17 protein-coding genes and 1 tRNA gene are annotated in these 23,142 nt (G+C 38.5%); 3 read left to right on the top strand and 15 right to left on the bottom strand.

The annotated features are described in order from the left end of the window. Nucleotides 1–21: 21 nt before the first annotated feature. Nucleotides 22–249, top strand: a complete 228-nt coding sequence (locus AC0QUU_RS08675) for a hypothetical protein (RefSeq protein ID WP_474542145.1) — start codon at nt 22–24, stop codon at nt 247–249. A gap of 33 nt (nt 250–282) precedes the next feature. On the opposite strand, the gene pdxR is transcribed toward AC0QUU_RS08675, so the two are convergent. From pdxR to AC0QUU_RS08655, 4 genes are all read right to left on the bottom strand, one after another. Further along, nucleotides 283–1,692 (bottom strand): MocR-like pyridoxine biosynthesis transcription factor PdxR, encoded by a 1,410-nt coding sequence (pdxR, locus tag AC0QUU_RS08670; RefSeq protein ID WP_474542143.1) that lies wholly within the window; start codon nt 1,690–1,692, stop codon nt 283–285. A gap of 9 nt (nt 1,693–1,701) precedes the next feature. Next, nucleotides 1,702–3,369: a glutamine--tRNA ligase/YqeY domain fusion protein gene (locus tag AC0QUU_RS08665; protein ID WP_474542142.1), complete on the bottom strand. Its 1,668-nt coding sequence runs from the start codon at nt 3,367–3,369 to the stop codon at nt 1,702–1,704. Nucleotides 3,370–3,529: 160 nt separating this feature from the next. Continuing rightward, a complete protein-coding gene (locus tag AC0QUU_RS08660) occupies nt 3,530–4,249 on the bottom strand; it encodes an NUDIX domain-containing protein (RefSeq protein ID WP_474542140.1) in 720 nt (239 codons plus the stop codon). Nucleotides 4,250–4,343: 94 nt separating this feature from the next. Then, complete coding sequence (locus AC0QUU_RS08655) at nt 4,344–4,676, bottom strand: hypothetical protein (RefSeq protein ID WP_474542139.1); 333 nt, start codon at nt 4,674–4,676, stop codon at nt 4,344–4,346. A gap of 171 nt (nt 4,677–4,847) precedes the next feature. On the opposite strand from AC0QUU_RS08655, the gene AC0QUU_RS08650 reads away from it, so the two are divergent. Continuing rightward, nucleotides 4,848–4,920: transfer RNA gene (locus AC0QUU_RS08650), tRNA-Thr, on the top strand. A gap of 2 nt (nt 4,921–4,922) precedes the next feature. Here the strand turns inward: AC0QUU_RS08650 and AC0QUU_RS08645 are convergent. From AC0QUU_RS08645 to AC0QUU_RS08625, 5 genes are all read right to left on the bottom strand, one after another. Continuing rightward, a complete protein-coding gene (locus AC0QUU_RS08645) occupies nt 4,923–6,227 on the bottom strand; it encodes a tyrosine-type recombinase/integrase (RefSeq protein ID WP_474542138.1) in 1,305 nt (434 codons plus the stop codon). 175 nt (nt 6,228–6,402) lie between these two features. Then, nucleotides 6,403–6,777 carry a hypothetical protein gene (locus AC0QUU_RS08640; RefSeq protein ID WP_474542137.1) on the bottom strand — a complete coding sequence of 125 codons (375 nt, stop codon included), beginning with the start codon at nt 6,775–6,777 and terminating at the stop codon, nt 6,403–6,405. 20 nt (nt 6,778–6,797) lie between these two features. Then, a complete protein-coding gene (locus tag AC0QUU_RS08635; protein WP_474542136.1) occupies nt 6,798–8,057 on the bottom strand; it encodes a hypothetical protein in 1,260 nt (419 codons plus the stop codon). 219 nt (nt 8,058–8,276) lie between these two features. After that, on the bottom strand, nt 8,277–8,849 hold the full coding sequence (locus AC0QUU_RS08630; protein WP_474542135.1) for a hypothetical protein: 573 nt from the start codon (nt 8,847–8,849) through the stop codon (nt 8,277–8,279). Next, nucleotides 8,850–9,275, bottom strand: a complete 426-nt coding sequence (locus tag AC0QUU_RS08625) for an HU family DNA-binding protein (RefSeq protein ID WP_474542133.1) — start codon at nt 9,273–9,275, stop codon at nt 8,850–8,852. Nucleotides 9,276–9,526: 251 nt separating this feature from the next. Here AC0QUU_RS08625 and AC0QUU_RS08620 point away from each other — a divergent pair, with 251 nt between their 5' ends. Continuing rightward, entirely contained in the window at nt 9,527–10,300 is a 774-nt protein-coding gene (locus tag AC0QUU_RS08620) for a hypothetical protein (RefSeq protein ID WP_474542131.1), read from the top strand. Between the two features lie 106 nt (nt 10,301–10,406). Here AC0QUU_RS08620 and AC0QUU_RS08615 read toward each other — a convergent pair whose 3' ends face one another. The 6 genes from AC0QUU_RS08615 to AC0QUU_RS08590 all read right to left on the bottom strand — a co-directional run bounded on the left by AC0QUU_RS08615 (nt 10,407) and on the right by AC0QUU_RS08590 (nt 23,110). Continuing rightward, a complete protein-coding gene (locus AC0QUU_RS08615) occupies nt 10,407–18,332 on the bottom strand; it encodes a phage tail tape measure protein (protein ID WP_474542130.1) in 7,926 nt (2,641 codons plus the stop codon). Nucleotides 18,333–18,342: 10 nt separating this feature from the next. Further along, nucleotides 18,343–18,732: a hypothetical protein gene (locus AC0QUU_RS08610; RefSeq protein ID WP_474542129.1), complete on the bottom strand. Its 390-nt coding sequence runs from the start codon at nt 18,730–18,732 to the stop codon at nt 18,343–18,345. Nucleotides 18,733–18,737: 5 nt separating this feature from the next. Next, entirely contained in the window at nt 18,738–19,346 is a 609-nt protein-coding gene (locus tag AC0QUU_RS08605; RefSeq protein ID WP_474542127.1) for a hypothetical protein, read from the bottom strand. Between the two features lie 95 nt (nt 19,347–19,441). Then, on the bottom strand, nt 19,442–19,597 hold the full coding sequence (locus AC0QUU_RS08600) for a hypothetical protein (protein WP_474542125.1): 156 nt from the start codon (nt 19,595–19,597) through the stop codon (nt 19,442–19,444). 4 nt (nt 19,598–19,601) lie between these two features. Further along, complete coding sequence (locus tag AC0QUU_RS08595; protein ID WP_474542124.1) at nt 19,602–19,826, bottom strand: hypothetical protein; 225 nt, start codon at nt 19,824–19,826, stop codon at nt 19,602–19,604. Between the two features lie 164 nt (nt 19,827–19,990). Further along, complete coding sequence (locus tag AC0QUU_RS08590; RefSeq protein ID WP_474542123.1) at nt 19,991–23,110, bottom strand: hypothetical protein; 3,120 nt, start codon at nt 23,108–23,110, stop codon at nt 19,991–19,993. Nucleotides 23,111–23,142 lie beyond the last annotated feature (32 nt).

Genomic DNA, 23,142 nt, shown 5'->3' with positions numbered 1-23,142 from the left:
TACAGAAAGGAGACGTTAATATTGAAGAAATTTTTAAAATGGTTCAGTATCCTTGCCGCAGCCGGTACAGCGATTGGCCTTGTGATCGCGTATTTCTGCAAAAGCAGCGCCGATTCAGGCGACGGGGACGGCTCTGAATTTACTGAAGATGAAGATTTTGATCTGGATGCGGATCTGAAGCCTGCTTCTGACCGTGAATATGTATCTCTTAACAAAAACGGCGAAGACGAATCTGAAAATGCCGAATAAGAACAGCAAAAGGAGTGCTCATGCACTCCTTTTTTATGTCCAGGCTTCTGCCAGAAGAGCTGCCGCCCTGTGGATATTCTCTTCTTTCATGTTCGCATACCCCAGAAGGATAACAGCATCTCTCTGCTGTTTCTTATCTCCGCGCTCCCCCACATAATACCCGGACAGTCCGTAGACTTTCACATTTTTTTCCGCAGCGGCGGCAATCAGCTCCTCCTCCGTTTGCCCATTATGAAAATGAAGAAGAAGATGAACTCCCGCATTTTCCCCGGAGACAGTAAAGTCCGCCTGTATTTCTTTCAGGCAGGAAAGAAGTACATCGTGCCGATTCTTATAAAGGGCGCGGGTCTTATTAAGGTGTCTCTCGAAATAGCCCTCCTCAATAAACTTCTGAAGAATAAGCTGATCCACTTTGGAAACCGTGGAACTGATAAAACTGCATCTTTTCTCATATCTGTGCAGCAGCGGTTCCGGCAGCACCATATAACTCATACGGATCGAGGGAGCAATGGATTTGGAGAATGTTCCCACATAAATCACTTTCCCACAGGCATCGTATCCCTGCAGCGCCGGAATCGGTTTTCCTTTATAACGGAATTCACTGTCATAGTCATCCTCTATGATATAGCGGTTCTTTTCTTCATTTGCCCACTTCAGCAGCTCCATGCGCCGCCCCAGCGGCATAACAACACCAAGCGGATACTGATGAGACGGCATAACAAACGCAATGTCGGCTCCTGTTTTTTCCAGTTCATCCACACGCATTCCTTTTTCGTCCAGATCAACCGTACGCACTTCATAGGCCAGATTCTCAAAAAGCCGGTAAGCCTGTCTGTATGTTGGATTTTCAAGAGCAACCCTGTGCCCTTGCCCCATAACCGCCGCAAGCAGCATAAGGAGATAGTCACTTCCCGCTCCCACAATGATCTGCTCAGGAGTACAGTTAACTCCTCTGGCCTGATGCAGATAACTGCAGATCGCGTTCCGAAGTCCATACTCTCCCCTGGGATCACCAAGGCGGAATAACTCCGCCCTATCATCAATCAGACACTCTCTGGAAAGTCGGCGCCAGATATTATATGGAAAACTTTTCAGATCTACTCCATTCGGAGTAAAATCATAATCGAATTTCTTATGATCAAAATTTTTCTTTTCCGACTTTACCGGATCCAGCTCCGTCAACTGATACAGCCCGTCCAGCCGGGCTGCATAATATCCCCGACAGGCACGCGCCTCAATATAGCCCTCGGACAAAAGCTGTTCGTAAGCCATTTCCACCGTGCTTCTGCTCACTTCCAGATGTCTGCAGAGAGCGCGGGTAGAAGGCAGTTTCTCGCCGCTTGCAATACGTCCTTCCTGAATTTCCCTCTTTATATAGCGATAAATCTGCTCATACAGAGGCATCTTTGATTTTGACTGCAAATGAATAGTCAGTTCATACATATTTTTGCTTTATTTCGGCAGCCGGAAAGAGCTTTTCAGTGATACGATCCGATTAAATACAAGATGATCCGGTCTGGAGTCCTTTGCGTCAATGCAGTAATACCCGTTGCGCACAAACTGATAGCTGTCATATGCCTCAGCCCCTTCAAAACTGGGTTCTACATATGCGTCTTTTATTACCTTGAGCGAATCCGGATTCAGGTTCAGAGATCCGTCTTCTTTGTTGTAAACTCCCTTTTCCTCATCGATCAGATTCTCATACAGACGTACCTCCGCCTTCTGAGCAAAAGGAGCAGGAACCCAGTGTATGGTTCCTTTTACTTTTCTGCCTGTAAATCCGCTTCCTGCTTTTGTCTCCGGATCATAGGTACAGTGTACCTCCGTAACTCTTCCTTCCTCATCTTTAACAAAACTTACACATTTTACAAAATATGCATGCATCAGACGGACTTCATTGCCCGGGAACAGCCGGAAGTATTTTTTCGGCGGTTCCTCCATAAAATCCTCTCTCTCAATGTAGAGCTCTCTGCAGAACGGAACTTTCCGGGTACCCAGCTCTTCATTTTCCAGATTGTTTGCTACATCCAGATACTCTGTCCGGCCTTCTGGATAATTGTCAATTACAAGTTTAATCGGATCAAGAACAGCCATCATTCTCGACTTTTTCATTTTCAGGTCTTCCCTGATACAGTACTCAAGCATGGCATAATCAACAGAGCTCTGTGCTTTTGAGACCCCGCACAGGTCAATAAACATTTTTATGGATTCAGGAGTGAATCCCCGTCTTCTGAGTGCCGCGATAGACACTAGTCTGGGATCATCCCATCCATCTACAATGCCGTCTTCCACAAGTTTTTTAATATATCTTTTTCCTGTTACCACATTAGTCAGATAAAGCTTTGCAAATTCAATCTGTCTTGGCGGCTGCTCAAATTCACACTCACGTACAACCCAGTCATAAAGAGGCCGGTGATCCTCAAATTCAAGTGTACAGATTGAATGTGTGATTCCTTCTATCGCATCCTCGATCGGATGAGCAAAATCGTACATAGGATAAATGCACCACTTATCTCCTGTATTGTGATGGGACATATGAGCCACACGGTATATGACCGGATCTCTCATATTTATGTTCGGAGACGTCATATCGATTTTCGCCCGGAGTACTTTTTCCCCATCCTTATATTTTCCTTCTTTCATCTCTTCAAACAGAGCAAGGTTCTCCTCTACTGTACGGTTCCGGTACGGACTTTCTTTGCCCGGTTCCTTCAGAGTACCACGATATTCTCTCATCTCTTCCGCAGACAGATCACAGACAAAAGCCTTTCCTTTTTTGATCAGTTTCACCGCGCACTCATACATCTGGTCAAAATAATCAGATGCAAAATACAGATGATCACCCCAGTCCGCGCCAAGCCACTGAATGTCTTCTTTGATAGAATCTACAAACTCCATCTTCTCTTTCGTCGGATTGGTATCGTCGAAACGCATATGAAAAGTTCCGCCATACTCCTGGGCAAGCCCGTAATTCAGAAGAATAGACTTTGCGTGTCCGATATGCAGATATCCGTTAGGCTCAGGCGGAAAACGGGTGCACACATGATCGTATACACCTTCCGCCAGATCCTTATCTATTTCCTGTTCTATAAAATTCTTTGAAACAGTTTCGTTTTCCATTGTTTCCTCCTCTGTCACTCATTTCATTCATTCAGGTTATATTACCATAAAATCTATAGCTCCACAAGAGTCCGATTCGCCTTTCAAACCGCTGACTGTTCGCCTTTCAAACCGCTGACGCTATGTTTTCAAGCTCATATTCTTCCCAATATATTCCTCATTAATCCTCTGTGTCCCCGGCAGAAATACGTTCTTTCAGAAGAAGAAAAGCCTGCACAATAATAGCCGCGTGATCCACGGCGATTCCGCCGCCCTCACTTACAGAATATTTTTTCTCACGAATCAGTCCTTTCCTCTCTGTCCTTTTCACAACAGCACTAAGGGAAATCTCTTTCTCCCTGTTCTCCACTTTCAGAGCATAGATGACCTCTCTGTATTCCCCTGTTTCCCTGCGGGATATCTCATCCACATGAATTACGCACCAGGCCGCGTCAGCCGCATCATCACCGGCCTGCACCTTCACCCGGCTTTCCTCTGTCAGCGCCATGTAGGCAGTTGTAATTACCCTGGCCCTGGGGTCTCTGTTCCAGTCTCCGTAGCACGCGAACTGTTCCACAGCCAGACCCTGCACTCCTGTTTCTTCCTCCAGTTCCCGGCGGGCTGTCTCCTCCAGATTTTCTTCCAGGTTAATAAAGCCTCCGGGGAGCGCCCAGAAACCGATACTTGGATGGTTTTTCCTTTTTATGAGAAGAACTTTAAATGCAGTATCCTTCGACACGGGTTGACCGCTGTGTGAAAAGACAACAGCGTCTGTCGTGCAGCAGGGAGTACGGTATTTGTAAGGATCATATTCTTCCAGAAACTGCTCCAGTGTTTTTCCATCGGAATTTTTCTCTCCCGTTCCGTAAAATGGTGTCAGATCTTTCAGAAACGACGGCATAATCTTAATCTCCCTTCTTTAAAAGCGGATATCGGAACCTTTTGCCGGTCCGGCAGAACATCCGGCTGAAATAAACATTTGGAAATCAGCCGCTTTACTTCTGCACAAAATATTTCCCGACATTTGAAAGCAGTCTGGCAAAGCACAGACACAGCCTGGGATCCGCATCCGGATTATTTGCTCTTATATCATAGTCCTGTACGCCGATAAACATTGTGTGCGAGGCTTTCCAGTCCCGTTCCAGGACCGGAACAATATCTTCCATATCATCACAGCCGATACAGATAAAGATTTCAATATTATTTTTCATTGTATCAAAATATCTGTAGAAATCCGGAAGCTCTCCCTGCTCCATAACTGTGATAAAGTCCATCAGCTTTTCCAGTGCGTCTCTTAAGTTTACCAGTTCTTCTCTTTGTATTTTCATAGCCCCAACCTCGGATGATACCGCTGGGAAAACACCTTTATATTCCTACAGTATAGCACAGCCATAATCCGGCCGCGCCGGGATAAAAGCCTCAATTTATTGCATTTTTCTATTGACAACAGACTAATTTGTAGTGTATATTATGTGTTGCGTGTGAAATGCAACGCATAAGCTGTCTTGGCGCAGTCGGTAGCGCGTCGCCTTGGTAAGGCGGAGGTCGGGGGTTCAAGTCCCCTAGACAGCTTGTTATATTTTTCTAAGAATTCCCCGATTTTTCGGGGTTTTTCTTATTTTATCCATCTTATGAGATTCGAATCTAATTATTTTCTGGTCCCTTGTGATCCCGTTTTCAAATCCATTTAATAATAAAGCATTTCTCACTCTATCATCTAATTCAGTTGTATCATCCATGCTATAGATATAGTGTTTTAATGTAGTCGTTTCATCCACATGTCCCAACAACTTCCCTATATCTGAAACAGAAACGCCATTGCTGTATAAACGTGATGCATACGTTTTTCTTATTTTGTGCGGACTCCTTTTGGGAATATTTACAGTTTCGCATCCTCTCTCAAGTACCACCTTTACAGCATGCTCTGTTATAACTTTTTCTGGCCGATAAAACAAATAGTCTTGAAACTGATTGCCAGTATTTCTATTTATAGTCTTTATGTTCTCTATATATTCCAAAGCTTTTGGTGTTAAAGGAATCCATCTATCACCGCATTCACTTTTCGTATAATCTGATATTATCCATCCCAGACTTTTGATATTATTAAGATTTTCTGTGTCATGTTCTTGTGTCAACTGCCTATGAATATGTATTCTGCCATTTAAAATATCAGATTCACTTATGGCTAACACTTCTCCTATTCTTGCACCAATCTCAAAGTCCAATAATATGATCCATGGTATTAAATATGTATCATTTACTTCTGCCTTATGCAGCATTTCAGCCGTCAAAAGTAATTGCTCGTTTTGTGTAAACACCTCTTTTTCACTTGATTTTTTACGTGTGGGAACAATATTCTTCCTATTTACCTTGCTCGTCCTATATGGACTCTTATTAATGTAATCGGCATCAACAGCATATTCGAATGTCTGTTTCATAATACCACACATATTACGGAAACATTTATCTTTCGGATTATAAGTACTTGCAATATAATTGAGAAAATCATCTACATCAATTTTAGTTATTTGCATAAATGGCTTCTCAACAAAAGCTGTATATGGTACATAAAACTTTTCCCAGTCAACCATCATGCGCCTAACAGTTCCAGATTGAACTTGCGTCTTTTTGTGTTCCATATATTCATAGAACAATTCAGCAAATGTCATATTCATCCTTGCTGAGTTTTTGTCTGCATAATCTCTTTGAATATAGTATTTATAAACTACGTCCTCAATATCCGATTTCTTTTTGCGTTTTACTTTTTTACGGCCAGACTTTTTCGAATCATCTGGAATATGGCAATACCAAGTTTGCTCAGATTGACTATACCAGATACATTTACCGTACTTTTTCAATACCTCTTTTCTTTTATTCATCTCTGTCTGCTCTCGCACATATGACACATCAATTATATTATTTTCGATTGCATACTGCAAGGTTTCATTATCTAATTTTGTATTTATGCTACATACATTCCTCTCTTTCCAAAATAGAAATTAATAAGGCTCACCAGCCCATCCGGTGAGCCACTACACAATTTACGAGTTACATTTATTTTGATAACATCTCTTTTGTATGAGAGATGGCCGCATCCATCCAATTCATATGTTCCACAAATCTGCGGCTACTTTCCCTCCGTTTTCTTTCCTCTTCTTCTGCCTCTTTTCTCTTACGCTCTGCTTCTTGTTTCTGTTTATATCTGTCCAGCATGGCATTGGCAAAATCAAGAGTTTCCTGCTGCCTGTTTTGCTCTTCTATTTGATCAGATTCTTTTTTTAACTCACGCCTGAATTTTTCTTGTTCTTTCCGTTTATTTTCAGCATTAATGTTATCTCTTATCCGCATCGCTGAAGCAAGCATCCTATCCTCTTTTTTCTTCATCGCTTTATCTAACAAATCTCCGTATCGACTATATGTTTTATCCATAATATGTAATCCTCCTCAAATTAATCTGTAATCTCTACTTTCCAGTTCAGCATCACCTGATATGCTTTATCAGGAATCTGACCTTTATATTGTTCAGCCATATCCTGAATCAGATCTTCTTTATATACTTTGTATCTTTTAAAAGCCTCTTCTGGATTATTAAACGTACCGAGTTTAATACTTTTGCCCATAAAAGAAACTTCAGCTCGGTATTTATTTTTAGAAGTATCAAAAGATACACCTATAGGTAAGTCGCCTCTACATTTATCTCTGGCAATAAATAATGTATTAATCTCATGTGGGACAAAAACAACATATGCAGGATCATATATCTTATTCTCTTTGAATAAAATATCCTTATCTAAATCGAGTTGTGTTTCTCCGTATTTATTCTTGTCATACCATACTTTAAAATTACTGTAATTCAGCCATTCCTCACAAACCGAGCATTCTTTATATTGTGACTGGCGTTCGTGAAATTTATTGTTATAACACCTGTGCATCATGTCATGCCATCTAAGATATGATTCAGATGTACAATCAATATCTTCACTCCCATGATATCCAACGCCACACATAATAGGCTTCATGCACCGCCTACTCCAATCATCCGGTTTGAATTTAATATCATTCATCACCTTTAAAATATATTCTTCAGAATCATAACCAGTTTTCATAAAATGCGCTTTTACAATTCTGTATTGTTCTTTTGTAAGCGGATACAGATGTTTGTAATAATTATCTTCCTTGTTGTATCCTTTGTGCCATATGAAACTGGCATTTCTTTTATCATGGTTTACAACAAATGTTTCGACTACGGCTTGCGCAGCATATAAGAATGAACTTTTATAAATCCATTTGTCATTTTCATATACATTTTTTCGGGCAGTATAATATATTCCATAATTATCTTTTTCCTTTAGTAATTTATACTCACCATCAGCATATAAATGGATTGCTCTGCCATAATTGGAAATCCATACATCTTTATAATCCATCAGCCTCACAAAAATTTCATCTTCTGCTACTAAATCTATATGTGAGATCAAATCTTTATCTAAAATACGTTCTGGTTTTATGGGCTTGTATCTGCGATCCAGTATAATCTCTATTCTATCAGTCAGCTTATTAAGCCGCTCTATTTTCTGTAAATATCGACATTTATTGCACGTAGATATTCTATAAGGCTTTTTACCTTTTGGCCTATTTTCTTGAAATTTTTCTATCGGCAATTCCTCGCCGCATACTTTGCATATTCTTGTTTCTACTTCTGTATTCATTGATCAATCAACATTACTCCTTTCGTCACACATAATAAAAGAGACGATAATCATACCGCCTCTTGCTCCAAATTACTTATGTATATTAGCGGGCACCATCCCGGTATGCCCTCCGGTTCTTTATCTATACTCAGCTTACCAATATCATCTATTCTATTATCGTTGTCGCAATAATAAATCTGATGATTAATGGCATAGCATTTGAGATATTTACAGTTTTTACAATTCATCGTCACCCTCCAACATTTTATTGATATAATCTTCCACTGCATCAAAGGTATCTATCATAATTAACTTCTTTTTATTATTTTCAATTCTGTATAAATGGACTTTTGCAAGTTCCGTGTATACTGCTTTGCCCTTAACTTTTATTCGATACCCATTTTTATACACTCCTGTGTCACGTAACAACTGTTCCATGCCTTCAATACGCTTATTTCGGTACTCAATTAATAATTGAAAATACGGCTTTGCATTTAATCTTGTACTTTTCTTTGCATTATAGTATTGATTTAAGAAATCTCTTACCGTATTCATAAATTCTGTATACTGATTATAGTATTCTGGCGGATTAATACCTTTCCTGTGTTTATTTTTCGATAGAACAAGCTGTTCGCAAAACATAATAGGGCATCTTCCTTGCTCACCAATCCTAAAATCATTCGCCCATAGATTGAGCCATGTGGCATAGATATCTTTATTTGTAAAAGGACACCGTTTCTTCCTATGGATATTTTTTATGTATCCGATAACAAACTTCTTTTCTTCTGCATCTTTAATATTTACGCTCATTCATTGTCCTCCAAAATCATTATTTTTATCTTCATTACTACTATTCTCCATTTTCTCTACAGGAATATTTGCACACGCTTCTTTTATCTGCTTACCAAACTTAATTTTAGGTTTGTACTGTGCCGGAGCATCATACAACACATTGTCATGGGGATTCTGTACTTTTCGCGCTTGATATAATTTCGGTTCAATCTTAAAGTATCCAAAGCATCTTACAGTATCACCTTCTGCCAGTATTTCAGTGATTACCTGAAAGAACGCCCTCAATACAGTTCTCACGATAATATAGCTGTATAATTTCTTGTGGATTGATTTATAGCCGCCCTTGTGACATTCGAAACCAATCCGTTCATTGTCTTGTCGTAGCTTTTGAGATACAACCTTGTACAAGTCTTGTATGTCATAGGTTTTGTTTATTTTTATCACCTCGATTCTTTGCAACATTGGGTAATTATGGTAATATTAATGTGTTATAAAGACTGCAAATACAAATAATAAGATAAGAGTTTCGTCTACTCATCGTGTCTTATTGGCTCACTTAATGATTGCATATGTTTATTGACTTGATAATCAAAAAATTTATTGTCAATGTACAAATAACATTTAAAAATTGTTATTAGTATTTTCTGCTTTAGTGTTAGTTTAATTTTAATCAATCCTTTCAGTGGAGAATTAGTATGAAAGTATTAGATATATTTAATGTTTATGAAGAATACAAAAAAAGGTACTCGGATGTTGATTATCCGAGACTAACCGAAGACAATCTTTCATATGCAAATGATGTTAATTTTTGGTTTGAATTTTCCGGGAAAGAATTATACGCCAACAATTATAATCTCGTAATTTGCATGAAAGCATTTTGTCTAAAAGATGAATATATTACATCGATACTTTTCCATGAATTTACACATTTACACGATTCTATTATTTTGAAATCCCTGCCGTATGACGAATTTCAAAATATTATGGCTTCTTATTCAGAAATAAATGCTGCCTATGTAGAATTTGAGTATTTGTTTTCAAGTAAGAGTATATCCACAGAAACAAAAATGAGACATCTCGACCGTGTAATCAATATAGGCAATTGGTTTCAAAAAGAGTTGCGTCGAATTCAACGTATATGGAGGAATATGGAATTCGAATCAATTTCTGAATTTATGGATGAACTGAAATTGCTATGTTATTTCATTGGTAAATATACATACTTGCATTCCAGAATTCCATCGATTAATCTTACTATTGAATCTCCTTTCCAACCTGAAATCAATGCAATGATAGAAAAATATAAATGCAGAGATTATTCATTGTTCACCGAGTTTGATCAAATTATTAAAAAATATCAAACACATCACAATACAGAATTGGCAAAAGAATTTACAGCATTAACAAACGGTGCGATATCTATTGAAGAACTTTTAGAGTATACAGGTCAAGTCAACAAAAATCTTTGATGTATACTTTATTGTTTTTTCAGAATTATTAATACCCAGTAGATCCACCACAAAATCTACTGGGTATTTTTCAAATCTCATATACTGCAAGTAGAACATTTACTTATTACAGCGTTCTCGTTATACCCATATATCTGGCATCTTTTTTAAACTCTTTCGCGGTATATCGATAAGCCTCCTCGCACATCTTTTTAACGCCAGGGAAGGTTTCTTTTGTGATATCTCCATTAACAGTAAGCAGGCTCTCATAGTTATTATTTACAGTAACTTCTCCACTTCCACTGCGGTCAACATTATTGATAGTTTCCATAACCTCATTCGTGTGATCCGCAAGTGTAAACAGATTATCCGTCATATGTTTTGGAACCACAGCATCACCGTAACGGAACATCTCATAGATGTCTCCGCCGCGTTTAATACGTAACTCCTTACCAAGCTCATCTACTCTAGCAATCTCAACTGAGTTGGTAATCCCCTTAGTTCCAGCTGCATATCCTTTAAGCTGACTTAACTTAACCCATCCGAGATCACCATATTTACCATCCGCTGACTTAATATGAACGTCAAAGCCACCAGTATTTCTACCATTTCCGCCATATTTAGATGCGGAGTAAGCATCAATAATAACACCATTTTTTACACCAGAATAACGATTCCCTGCCGGACTTTTTCCATAAGAATCATAATAGTACCATCCGGTAAGAGTCGCTTTATCACCGACTCTTGGTTTGCCATCGCCACCAGATGTAGATGCGCTTGGTTTTGTCGGCTTTGGTTTTGCTGTTACAGTAACAGAACAGCTTGCAGAAATTCCGCTACCATCCTGTGCAGTACATGTAATTTTTGCGCTACCTGCCTTAACAGCCTTTACAACACCATTACTAACCGTTGCAACTTTTGTATTTGAAGACGACCATTTTACAGATTTATTCGCTGCGTCTGTAGGGCGAATATTGGCTTTGATTGTAGAGCTTTTCCCTTCTTGGAGTGAGAGAGAGGTGGGTTTCAATGTAATCTGTGCTACCGGTCTGTTTGTGGTGTTCGGCTCTTTCTCTATTTCAGCTTGGATTTTATCATTATTGGCTTGGTTTGACCCAGACTGAATCGCACCTGTGTTAATGTTCGTAAAATCACTGGGGTTATAATCCGGAGCAATTGTATTACTTGCATCTACCTGAGACTGAGCGCCTTGCTGTGTACCTATATTGTCAATTACTTGTTGGAAATCATCTGATGGTACAAGACCCGTATCAGAGATGATTTGGTTGATTTTTGAATATACGTCCTTATAATTATTAAGAACGTTATTGAGCATGTTAGAAACTACTTCTTCCTGCTTGTCTGCATTGTAAGTAATCTCATTCAGAGTGTCATTTAAAGCGTCATTCAGGTCATTGCTGAGTCCATCAAGACCACTTTGTCTTACGTCATAAGCCCGATCTTCCTGGCTACTTTGCAATTCTTCCTCAAGTTCTGCTAATTGGGCTTCAAGACGTTTTCTCTCTGCGATACTGGACTGATTTGTGCTCCCCGAGAGGGCGTTAATCTGGGCTTGAATTTGATTAATTTCTTTAGTCTGATTCCTGATGGACTTTGCGTAATCAGAATTTTTCTTACGAATATCCATCAATTCTTCCTGCTTTGAGATAGAATCCTGAACTACTTCATTCTCTTTTTCAAGCATTTCAGTGTATAAATCAATAAGAGAATTTTTATAGTCTTCGACATCGCCAACAGAATTCCTTATAGATTCAAGAAAACTTTGCTGCTGCTCTCGAAATTCGTCCGTAGAAATATTTCCCGCGTCCAAATCCTGCTCAAGTTTCTCTAAAGCGGTGGAATAATCCTTGATCTGTTGCTTCGCGTTATTCATTGCAGCACTGATCAATGCGATATTAGTAACGCCAGACTCAGTTAATCCGCCATTCTCATCAATAAATGATTCATCTTTAAGCCAGCCTCTCACCTGATCCATCTCATTTCTGAGATTTTCCGCAGCTTCCATTCCATCAAAGAACGGCTGCCATCTTACTTCCCAGATTTTATCTTTGAGGTCTTCAATATCTCCTAGCAGTCCATAGATTTCATCGTCAATATCTGCAATCTGGTCAGCATATTCGTCATACTTCGCAGAGCCAACATCATAAATTGCTTGTTGCTTTAATAGTTGCTCACGCTTCTTGTACAGCTCATCAATCTGTTCATTCGCAAGCTCAAGTGGGCGCTGATAATCCTCTTCTGTAATAGTTTCACCACGGGCTTCTTTCAGTTCAAGTGAATTGTCCAGAGTAGTGCTGATACGGTCGAGATTATCTATGATATCTTGATACTTTTTCAGAGTTGCTTCTATGAGAGCATCTTGTGCCTCGGCAATTTGACTCATAGCAGAGTAGAACTCGTTCGATCCTTCTTTTATAACTCCGGCAAGAACCTGTTTATCCAGTTCAGCAGTCAGCTTATTAACGGCATCCTGAAGAGTAGAAATGTCTGTTAGATAACCAAACTCATCACTATAATTCGTCCGGTTTTCAAAGTATTGTTCAATATTATCAAGTTTCTCTGTAGCAAGATCTAAAAGCTGACTCTGATAGTCGGCTATTGTGTCTTGTACGTCAAGCGCTTTCTCATAATACTCCTGGTATTTTTTTATCTGATCAGCAAGATTTTCGTCTGTGATTGTCGTAATATCTATAGCACCATTCTGTACTCGTTTCTTCCACGTATCACTTAGATCAACATTTTCTGCTTCTTTCATATATCTATTATAGGCAGACTGCAGAGTAGTGAGATCCTTTCGAATCGTACTCATAGCCTTATCAGATGCAGCAGATTGTTTAGACAGATCATATGAATACGGCTCTATAGAATCTGTAAGTTTTTGAATGCTACGATCCATACGATCAAGAAGAGTCTCTATAGAGTCAACAATTTCTTCAAATTTATCTGCCGCTTCCTCGGCTGATTTAGATGCTTTTTCGGAAGACTTAGAGGAAGATTTTGAAGAAGAGGATTTTTTGGAGGAGCTGTTGGATGCATAAGAATCGTCCATACCATATGAAGGTCTGCTTGGTCTGCCAAGTCCACCGCTACCAGAAGAGTACGCAGAACCATTTACATTGGCATTACTGCCAATCATCTTGCCACGACTTGTTACATATCCATTCTTTAACAATGCTTCAGTTTGTTTGTGATTGAAGATAATATCCCCAGGCCGAGTCTGGATAAATTCAGCTCCGTTATCTCCAATTGTATGGAATTCTGAGCCTCTTACAAGAATTTCCTGACCGAGTTCTCCGACAAGAGAAGTGCCGCCTTCCCTTATTCCCCAATTTCCAGAAGCATTCGCCTGACCATGCCAGTTATTAAAGCGATAAGATTTTACTGTAGATCCATTTGCATGTGCAGTACCATTAACTTCTGGAACGTTGCCATTAGTCCTAATATTATAAGTAAGTGTCCGCTCTCTATTTCCAGGCAAAGTACCAATAGTAGTAATTGTATACTCTAATTTAGCTGTTCTGTCTGGCGGATCCCATGCATCTACCGCACTTGAGTCAACCTTAAATCTTACCTTTGACTCTTTCTCTGCTGGTGTATAGTTAGCAATCGCCGTAGAATCTACTCCAGCTTTTACAAGTATTTCTGGCGTCATTCCCTGCAGAGAAGCGTTAATGGTTTGCACACTTGTGGTATCGATATTAAGCTTCGCTGTTATATCCGGATTAATTCCGCGTATTTCTTCAGCAAGAGTATTCACCTTTTCCTGCGCAGCGGAAGTGTCAATAGATACTCCCTGTAATTTCAATTCGTTTTGTACAGAAAGTTCTTGTACTGCAGATTGATATTCTTGTATTTTTGACAGGGCATCGCCAAGCTCACCATCCACTTTCGACGTGTCAACAGCCATTACGGCAGGAGAATTCAGTTGTTCTTTCTGCATGAGCAGAGTTTGAAGATTAGTGATAGCCTCTTCGGTATTATCATTTATAGTAATGCTTCCATCTTCGTTTCTCAGTTCATCCAACGCTGCTTTTGCATCCGATATTTTCTGATCAAGCTCTTCTTCGCTTATATTAATTTCAATGCTATTATTCCCTGCTTCATTCTGTAATTGTACAAGGTATTCAAGAATGGCATTTGCATTTTCTAATTTCTCAGTCTTTACCTCTGGATCAAGGTCAGAATCACTTATTTCATCTATATAATTTTCAACTTGTGCAATATCATCAGTAATCTCTGTAAATGAAGTGGATTCGAGATTAATATCCCCTAGTGACGTATCCTTCATGTTTGCCAGTGCTTCCTGTGCTGACTGAGCAGAAGTTTTCAGCTCTTCCATGGATGCGATAGGTTGATCCAAATTAACTTCAAAACCTGCTTCACTTGCAGCACGTAAAATAGATTGCACTGCCTCGACATCCATACCAAGTTTGTCCGCCACTATCTGATCTCGTCCATCACCAAAATCAAAAGTATATTGTCCGTCTTCTAATTTTGCATATTCTTCTCCGAGAACACTATTGACTGTATCGAAAAAGTTGTAAATACCATCCGTTGTTGTATTTCCGTCTTCGTCTACAGTAAAGAAGTCCAGAATACTATAACCGCTATTTCCAATTGTTTTTCCTAACCTGTCATATGCATCTATAACTTCTTCGACACTCGCAGTGCTTAAATCTGCGCTGGAAAGTAGATCGACATAAGTTCTTACTTCGTCCGATCCGCCCCATCCACGTTCAATTAGATCTGTAACTGTATCATATCCAGACTGGATATTATCATACATGTCCCGCTCATTACCATTTGACTGTGCGTTAATCCAATCCTGATATGCACTTGTTGCAGCCTCATACTGTAACTTAAGGTCTTCCAAGGAAGAAATTTGATCAAGGATTCCCTGACGGGTTGATTCAAGACCACTTGTATCTTCTCCCAGAAATTGTGCACGGGCAAGTTGCTCTGCATTTTCATACAGCAACTCATATTGATCACTAAGGGCGGTAAGATAGTCTGATTTTGTAAGTGTTTCCTGCTGTTTTCGTAAGTCACGTAAAGCATCTACGTTTAAATGATAGCCGTTGGCTGTTTTCTCCAATGCCTTTTCTGCATCGTCTCCGAACATATCACGGAATGCCTGTACATTATCGGCAGAAATTCCGGCACCAGAAGCAGACTCCGACATAATACTTTGTAATGCAGAAAGATCATCTTTTGCATTTGTGACTGCAGAAGAGAAGGTATCATATGAAGCTGCCGCCGTTTCAGCAGCACTTCCCACCTGTCCCGTAATTATACCAGCTTCTTCTAAGACAGACAGAAACTCATTTATTTCCTCTTCGGATGAATCAGCCGCAACTCCCCAGGCATCTGCCAAAGCAAGAATCTGCTCTTCCCCTGTTTGTACACCATCAGTAATTAAAGCATTTCTAACTTCCTGTACATCAAGATTTAATCCCTTAAGTCCATCAGAAGCCGCCTTTATATCATCTGCAGTATCTTTAAAAGTGTTATAATTTCCTGCCTTCCCCTGAAGTGCCTCATTAAAATCATTAAGTTTAATAGCTGCCTCATCCAAAGTCTCTTCTACGCCATCAAACAATGAAGCAAATTTTGCATTATCGTCTTTTTCTAGGACAGAATCTACCTCTTCACCTAACTTTTGAAATTCTGTACGGGTTTTATTAATTGCATTGCTATCACCGGAGGACAACGCTTCATTGTAATTCTGTACAGCTTCTGTATATTTATTGTATACATCTGCTACAGATCCTTCGCCTGTTCCCCGTGACAACATATCCATTTCAAGAAATTTGTTATATGATTCCTGATAATCATCAAGAATTTTCTGATTTTCTTTTAAGGCATCAGCGGCGTAATAATTAGAATCATCAATAAAACTGATTGCGCCAACATCATCACGATATTTCTCTTTAAGTTCTGATACACGGTTCATAAAGTCAGATACAACTTTATCGGCCTGGGTAGCATCGCCATCAAAATATATCTCAAAACTTGTGCCCTCTTGCTGGCCTGCTGCCTCAGATACATCTTTAATAGATATGCCCAACTCTTCATATTCTTTTGCAAGGTCATAGATATCTTTAGCATAAGCATTTTCGTCAATAAATGATGTTGCACCAACTAAATAAGAACGTTCCTTCTCCATTTGCCGTGAAACGTTCTTGTATTCATCCATTCCTTTATTGAGTTCTGTTTTAGCATTTTCGGCCGCTATCTGCTGTAAAATAGCAAGCTGTTGCTCAAGACTGCCATTAACAAGAGAAACACCTTCAGCCTGTTCGTCGTATTGTGATGTGATCTGCGTCTGGATATCAAGGATCTGCTGACGTGTCGAATAATCCTCATCCGGTGTGAGAGTACCGGAATCAAGCTGAGACTTTAGTTCTTTGTATTTTGATATCTGTTCGTTTAACGATGAGTTGGACTCGTCCCAGGCGGATGTTATATCCTTTGCTCTCTGGATACTTTCTTCAACGGCTTGATTATACGCTGACCATGCTGCCGTCGCCAAGCCAATTACTGTAGATACCGTAGCAATAGGATTTGCTTTCAAAGCGGAAAAAGCTTTTTTCGCCGCATCACCAAAACTTGTAATACCTACTGTTGCTTTCGCAATTCCTGCGCTAATAAGGGAAAAACCTTTGATCACTGCACCTGCAGCCAATCCGGCAAGCGCACCTTTAACAAGGCTTGTCTTATCCAGAAATTCGACAAGTGCTTGTGTTGCTTCTAAAATTCCATTTATCGTATCACGGGAAATTAAATTGGAAGATAAGCCTTCGAATGCAGCTTGTAAAGATTTTGTTTTTGCTTCTATAGAATTAAGATATGCATCTTCGAATTTTTCCATTGCAGTGCCGGAAGAATTTTCCGCAATCTGCTCATATTCAAGTGCTTTATCATAGTTCTCCATAAGTAGCTTGAAACGATTGGCTTGAAAAGTGCCTGCTGCCACCTGGCTTACTGCTGATTTTTGTACCGAACTCAGAGAACTCCATTTAGCAGCCACTTCATCAAGGACATCACCAAAATTTCGGAATTCATTCATAGAATTTCTTAACGGAACGCCAATATTGTCGAAAACTGCTTCAACATCACTTAATGTTTGTGTCGTTCCATCCTCATCAACTAACTCAAGATTGCCAGCTTTAATTGAAGAAAGCCTTGTCAAAATCGTCTTCAAACTGTTTCCCACAACAGACATAGATTCCTGAGACGCTTCGCCAATCGCCGCCTCATAACCAAGAAGACGCTCTAAAGAGACTCCTGCCAGATCAGCGCTTGCCGCTACACGACTGGTAGCTTCCGCTAAACCTGCAGCATCTACGGCACTTGACATGTCAATCGAACTAATAGCGTCATTGAGACTTGATACCTCATCTGTAGCAACATGGAAACCATTAATCATTGCGGTCAGATATGTACTGGCATCATCGGAGTCAATCTGCCCCAACTTTGACAAAACCATTGACTGCTGTATGAGTTCATTTGCTTCGGAAACAGATTTCCCCTGCCTTAGCCAAGTGTCAGCAGCACTCGTAACTTCTGTCGTGGTTGCGCCCAAACTTTTGGCCATTTCATTATATCCAGTAACCATCTGTCGTACAGTTTCATAACTCTCGCCAGATGCAACCTGTAAATCAACAATAGCATCATCAATTTCTTTAATTGCCTGATAAGCCTCTTGTGCCGCCTTTGTAAGCAATTGAAATCCCTGAAGATATGCTCCAAACTTAGCAAATGATTTTACTGTGCTCCCGAAACCAGATGCACTCTTTGTAGCATTATTCAAACTTTTCGCAGTAGAATCAATAGTTTCCTTTCCGGTAACTTTCGCATCTACTTGTATATCTTTATTCTTTAACCCATCGACCTTTTTAGACGCTTGATCAATATCGGATGTATCAACATCTATATCGATCTTTCGCTCTTTTTTAGTAAGGTCATTCAGTTTCTTTTGTGCTTCGCTATCATCAAGATTAACCTTGACATTTATTTCATGATCACTCATAACTCACCCCCTATATATTGTTGAATTCACTGTCCAAAATCTTCTGAGCAGCTTCTTCCGTTCTCTGAAAATATCCATGATTACCTATTGTTCCGGCTCCGCCACGCTCCGTTGCATCAATAACCTGTGCGCCAGAAAATGTGCCAGTCGAGTATGAAATACCATCGTTCATATAAACGGAAAATTCCAAATGCTTACCGCTCCCTTGTACCGGAGTCGAGTCTGGAGAAGTCAACAATGTACCTGTCCTCTGATATCTCTGCGGAGTAGAGCCGTCATAATATCCGTTGACGTTCATAAAAAGTTCCATCTCAATCCGGTCTTTTGATCTATTGGCCGCACTCTGCATATCTTTCATAATCTGCCACTCAAGGGCGGCAAAACTATTAAATGTAGCCATAGCAATCACCGCCCGAATCCACAGACATCAAAAATAAGCGCATCAAGGATTTTGTCGTATCCTTTGGGCATAAACGCTTTTATCTCATTTCTGAATTTGATATATTTTTCAAGGGATTCTTTTTGATTATCAAGAACTTTAAGATATTTGTCGTTTAACTCAGCATTATTCTTTTTGGATTCTGCATAAGCTGTTATTAGATCAATGAGGACGTCCGTAGTAACGGCATGAGAAAATTTACATACAAGGTCTTTTCGCATATCGGGATCATAACATTCCCAGTTATTAATCATAAGTGAGATGATATCTTTTACACTTGTGCCTCGCTCAATATTGTATTCGTCCAGTGCCGGATTGAATACCTCTGCATCGATATACTCTTCATTGTCTCTGTTGAAATGATAATAGTTTTTAATCGAATCAAGCGATATATATATTGGACTTTTATTAAGTATATTTCTAATAATTATAAAATCAGATTGAGCATCCTCAAGTTGCATATGATTATACCCTGTCACACAGCCTTTTATCTCTTCAGATTCTCCCTGATCATTACTGATAATAAAACCATATACCTCGCCGATTTTAAAATCATCTAATTTTATATCATTCATGTCATACCTCCAGTTGTGTTTTCATCAATATTCAGTTGTAAAAATATTTTTGGAATAGTTGGCTGAGATAGCCAGTAAGAAATTTGAAATAGAAATTATAATTCAAGTATCCATGATTCAGTTTCAACATTTAAAATCTTAAAAAGTTGATTTATTTTACACAGTTCTTGAATATCAGTACTTTGATAATACTTATCCTGTAATAAATCAATAAGATATTTTTTGTTAGTTTCATCTAACTCAATTGTCACATACTCACGCTCCTTTGCTTTCTTTTACAATCTGATCTATAGTTTTGATGTGATCGCCATTCAAAAAGCTATGTACTTTGCAGATCTGCTCTTTACTCAGTCTTCGTTGCGTACCTCTAAGCCACTTGACACATGTACCATATTCACACCCAATATAACTGGCAAAAAAATTCATCTTTATTCCATTCTCTTTTAGATACAGCTTTACAATCTGATTCAGTTTTTCCAATTTCGTTGACTCCTTCCTATATTTTTATGGACAGGGATGGACAAAAAATAATCTCTATCTCTCCCTTACTAAACCCCACTTTTAAAAAAAGAAGGCTGATATCCCTTGAAAACAGGGCGTTTTTTCAGCCTTCATAAATACATTAATTCTCTTAATAATATTAGTTACAATACCTTACCATTTTTATTGATTTTTTCTAACAATCTTGAGCATCTGCTACTACAAGTCTTTTTATCTTTTTCTGCGATAAATAATTCGTGACATATCTTGCATTCTTTGATCTTTTTTAATCCATTATGTTTATAGTAATCAATTAATGGATTATAGGTCTTAACTTCAAAAGAATCACTCGGATTTGCTTCTGCAAGGTCTGAGAATTTAGCACCCAATGAAAATTTATCATACTTCTTCAATCGTAATTGCTCCAGGTATCCATCATTTACAAGCTGCTTTATTGCAGAGTCAATCGACCTTTTGTTCTCTGAAATCCATGTACAAATTGTTTGTTTCGTAATATGTTTTCTACTACGCTTATAAATCTTCACGGAAGAATAACCATATCTATTTTCTGCTCTTTTAATTAGAACATAAACAATAAAAAGCACCAAACTGTTATAAGAATTCTTTCTAGTATTAGATTGATCAATTAAATCATACACTTCTTGAGTAATTGAAACAATATTTAGCTCTTGTTCCTTTTTTAATCGCTCCTCAGTCTCCTCAATAAGATTCTGTATCTTATTCATCTTTTCATCATTGGATTGATATGCTTTTCTCTTTACCCAAACTATAGATGAATTGTCATTCATTGCTTCTCCAAGCTGTCCTAAAAGATTGCTCACCGCAAGATTATCATATAAAATATCACCATAGCATCCCCATAATATTTCTTTATCGTCAGAATCCGTATTTTCTTCCTGAAAATATTCGATATCAACAAGATACTGTGCCGCTATCACTCTATTTTCTATTATTTTACTTATTTGCTGTTGGCAATCATAATAAAATAATTCATCTTCTTTCATATGGAAATCAGGATCATCACTTTTCATCTTCTTAGCAAGCCGCACATACCGTTTTTTTCCTTTTGCTTTTAACTCCGCAAGCAAATATTGTAGCTGCTCATATTCGGTTGATTTTCTGTCTACATCAATTTTCTTCCCGAAAATCAAAGGATTAAATATATTGTCCTGCAAAGTATATATACTTTTCGTTATTCCATTTTTGGTGTGTTCCTGTATATACTTGCTAATCCGATCCACATTACTATCTGGATTGTACTCCATACAAACATCCTTCTTTTTACCTTTTGCATATCTGAAAAAATATGGACATTTAGCAGAAGAATCTTTCATCTGCTCATATCTTTCAGCATATGCCCCTAAATCCATTTTCTTCTGAGTCTTAAAATAATCAATTACAAAATTATTGTAAGCGCATAAAACTCTGATAAAAGTCAAATCTGGATTGCCAGCAGAATTAAATTCTTTGGTAATCGCATTGGAAACATTGCCTATATTTTCATTTTCAAAACTTCTGTGCAAACAACTTATTTTATTTTCAACACTTATTTCTTCAGGCTCAGCTTTACTCATATCATAATACAGAGGTAATGCATCTCTATCCAGTACATCCAAGAATGCTTTATCATGTATCACAGCGATATGATCTCCGTCCCAGTCACATTGTAGAACTTTTGATATGAGATCACGACAACTTACGACAGTATCGTATCCAATAAACCACTTTTTGCATTCATCTGATTTTTTCAACTTTCGGATTGCATGTTCACAGTCTGATAGATGTGGATATCGGATACAGCACACTTCTTCTATAGCATCTTTATTATCATAAAATTTATTATAAACGTGACCAGAATCTAACAGCCCCTCCGGTTCACTTTCACCTAAAAACAACCACTGACAGAATGCATATAGGTCTGGACACACATAACTCCACAAACCATTTAATATAATTTTCCCACCCATTGCCTTTGTCCTTTCGGCCTTCAAAGCATTTTGCATAACCTTTTTCACATATGCGTCATTTAATAAATATGGGTATTGTAATATTGCTGCATGTAACGGATTTGTTACTTTTTCAGCATCCGTAATTCCCATTAGCTTCAGAGCGACATTCGGATCTGTCTTAGCATCATTAATAAACTTGATACTTTTTTCTGCTAATCGCGCTATTGCTCCATCAGTCATATTGCTTCGTGGAATTGTCTGTAATGGCTGATATGCAAGATGTATCTCCGGAGAAGAATCTTCTATATTCACATCATGCGCAATATTGTTAATTGTGATTTTGCATCCGGACTCTTTGAATTTTTTTCTGTAATCTCCAAGCGACTCATAATAATTTCGCATCTTCAATTGGCTGTCTGTCAGAATTATCTTTGCATTAAGAAAGTCGTCTAATGACACCGCCTTGCCCCAAGCGTCTTTCATATTTATATCAGAAAGTTTGTCCTCATGCTCACGAATAAACGCATGAAAATCAAATGGAAATACCGCTCCCTTTAACCAGCCGCCTCTAATCTGGCAACTACACTGGAATGTACCTGGAATAAATATTCCCGCTCCGTCCATATGTTCAATTTCAATATCTTTTTCTTTTTTCTCAATACTCAGATTGTTCACATCAAGATAATTGACAATACCACAAACCTTTGTTTTAAAATCCTGTACAATAATCACATCATCAATACTAACTTCATTCTCTGGATCGGGACATATACTATTGGACATATTCAATGCAAGCGCTGAAAAATATTTGCCTGTATTAATTCCATATTCATTAATTTTCTCTTCCGTCAATCCACACATAAGCGAACTTCTATTCTTATCCCAAAATTCTTGAGATAATAAAGCGATTTCCGCATTCTTCATCTGACTGGTAGAAGACGTATAAAAAATATAATGTGTACCGTCAATATCAATGCCATCTTTTATGATCTGATCCAGTATGCCAGACATCAAATCACTTTTACAACTCAGGATCACGATTTCTTTGATAAGAGGAACTGTATCTTTATCATCTTTTTCAATGCATCTTCTAATAATCTCATTCTCAAAGAGGACTATCTGCCTAGACAAATTCTCTGTATCCCCTTTATCACTGATATAATATAGATACTTCTTTTCTATAACTCTTTTACTGTTCTTTTTTATCTCATTTCGTAATCTTTGCTTTGCTTCTGTCGGATCATAACCCTTTTTGTTTCTGTTTTTTGCAATCTCATTGTATATTTTTCGCTCCTCTGAAGTCATAGCATCCATAATATTCAGCTTGTACACCCTGAAACGTCTGT

Source organism: Mediterraneibacter sp. HA8405, from assembly GCF_056148955.1.
Note: the sequence above shows the minus strand (reverse complement) of the source record. Positions and strands in the feature narration are given on the sequence as shown.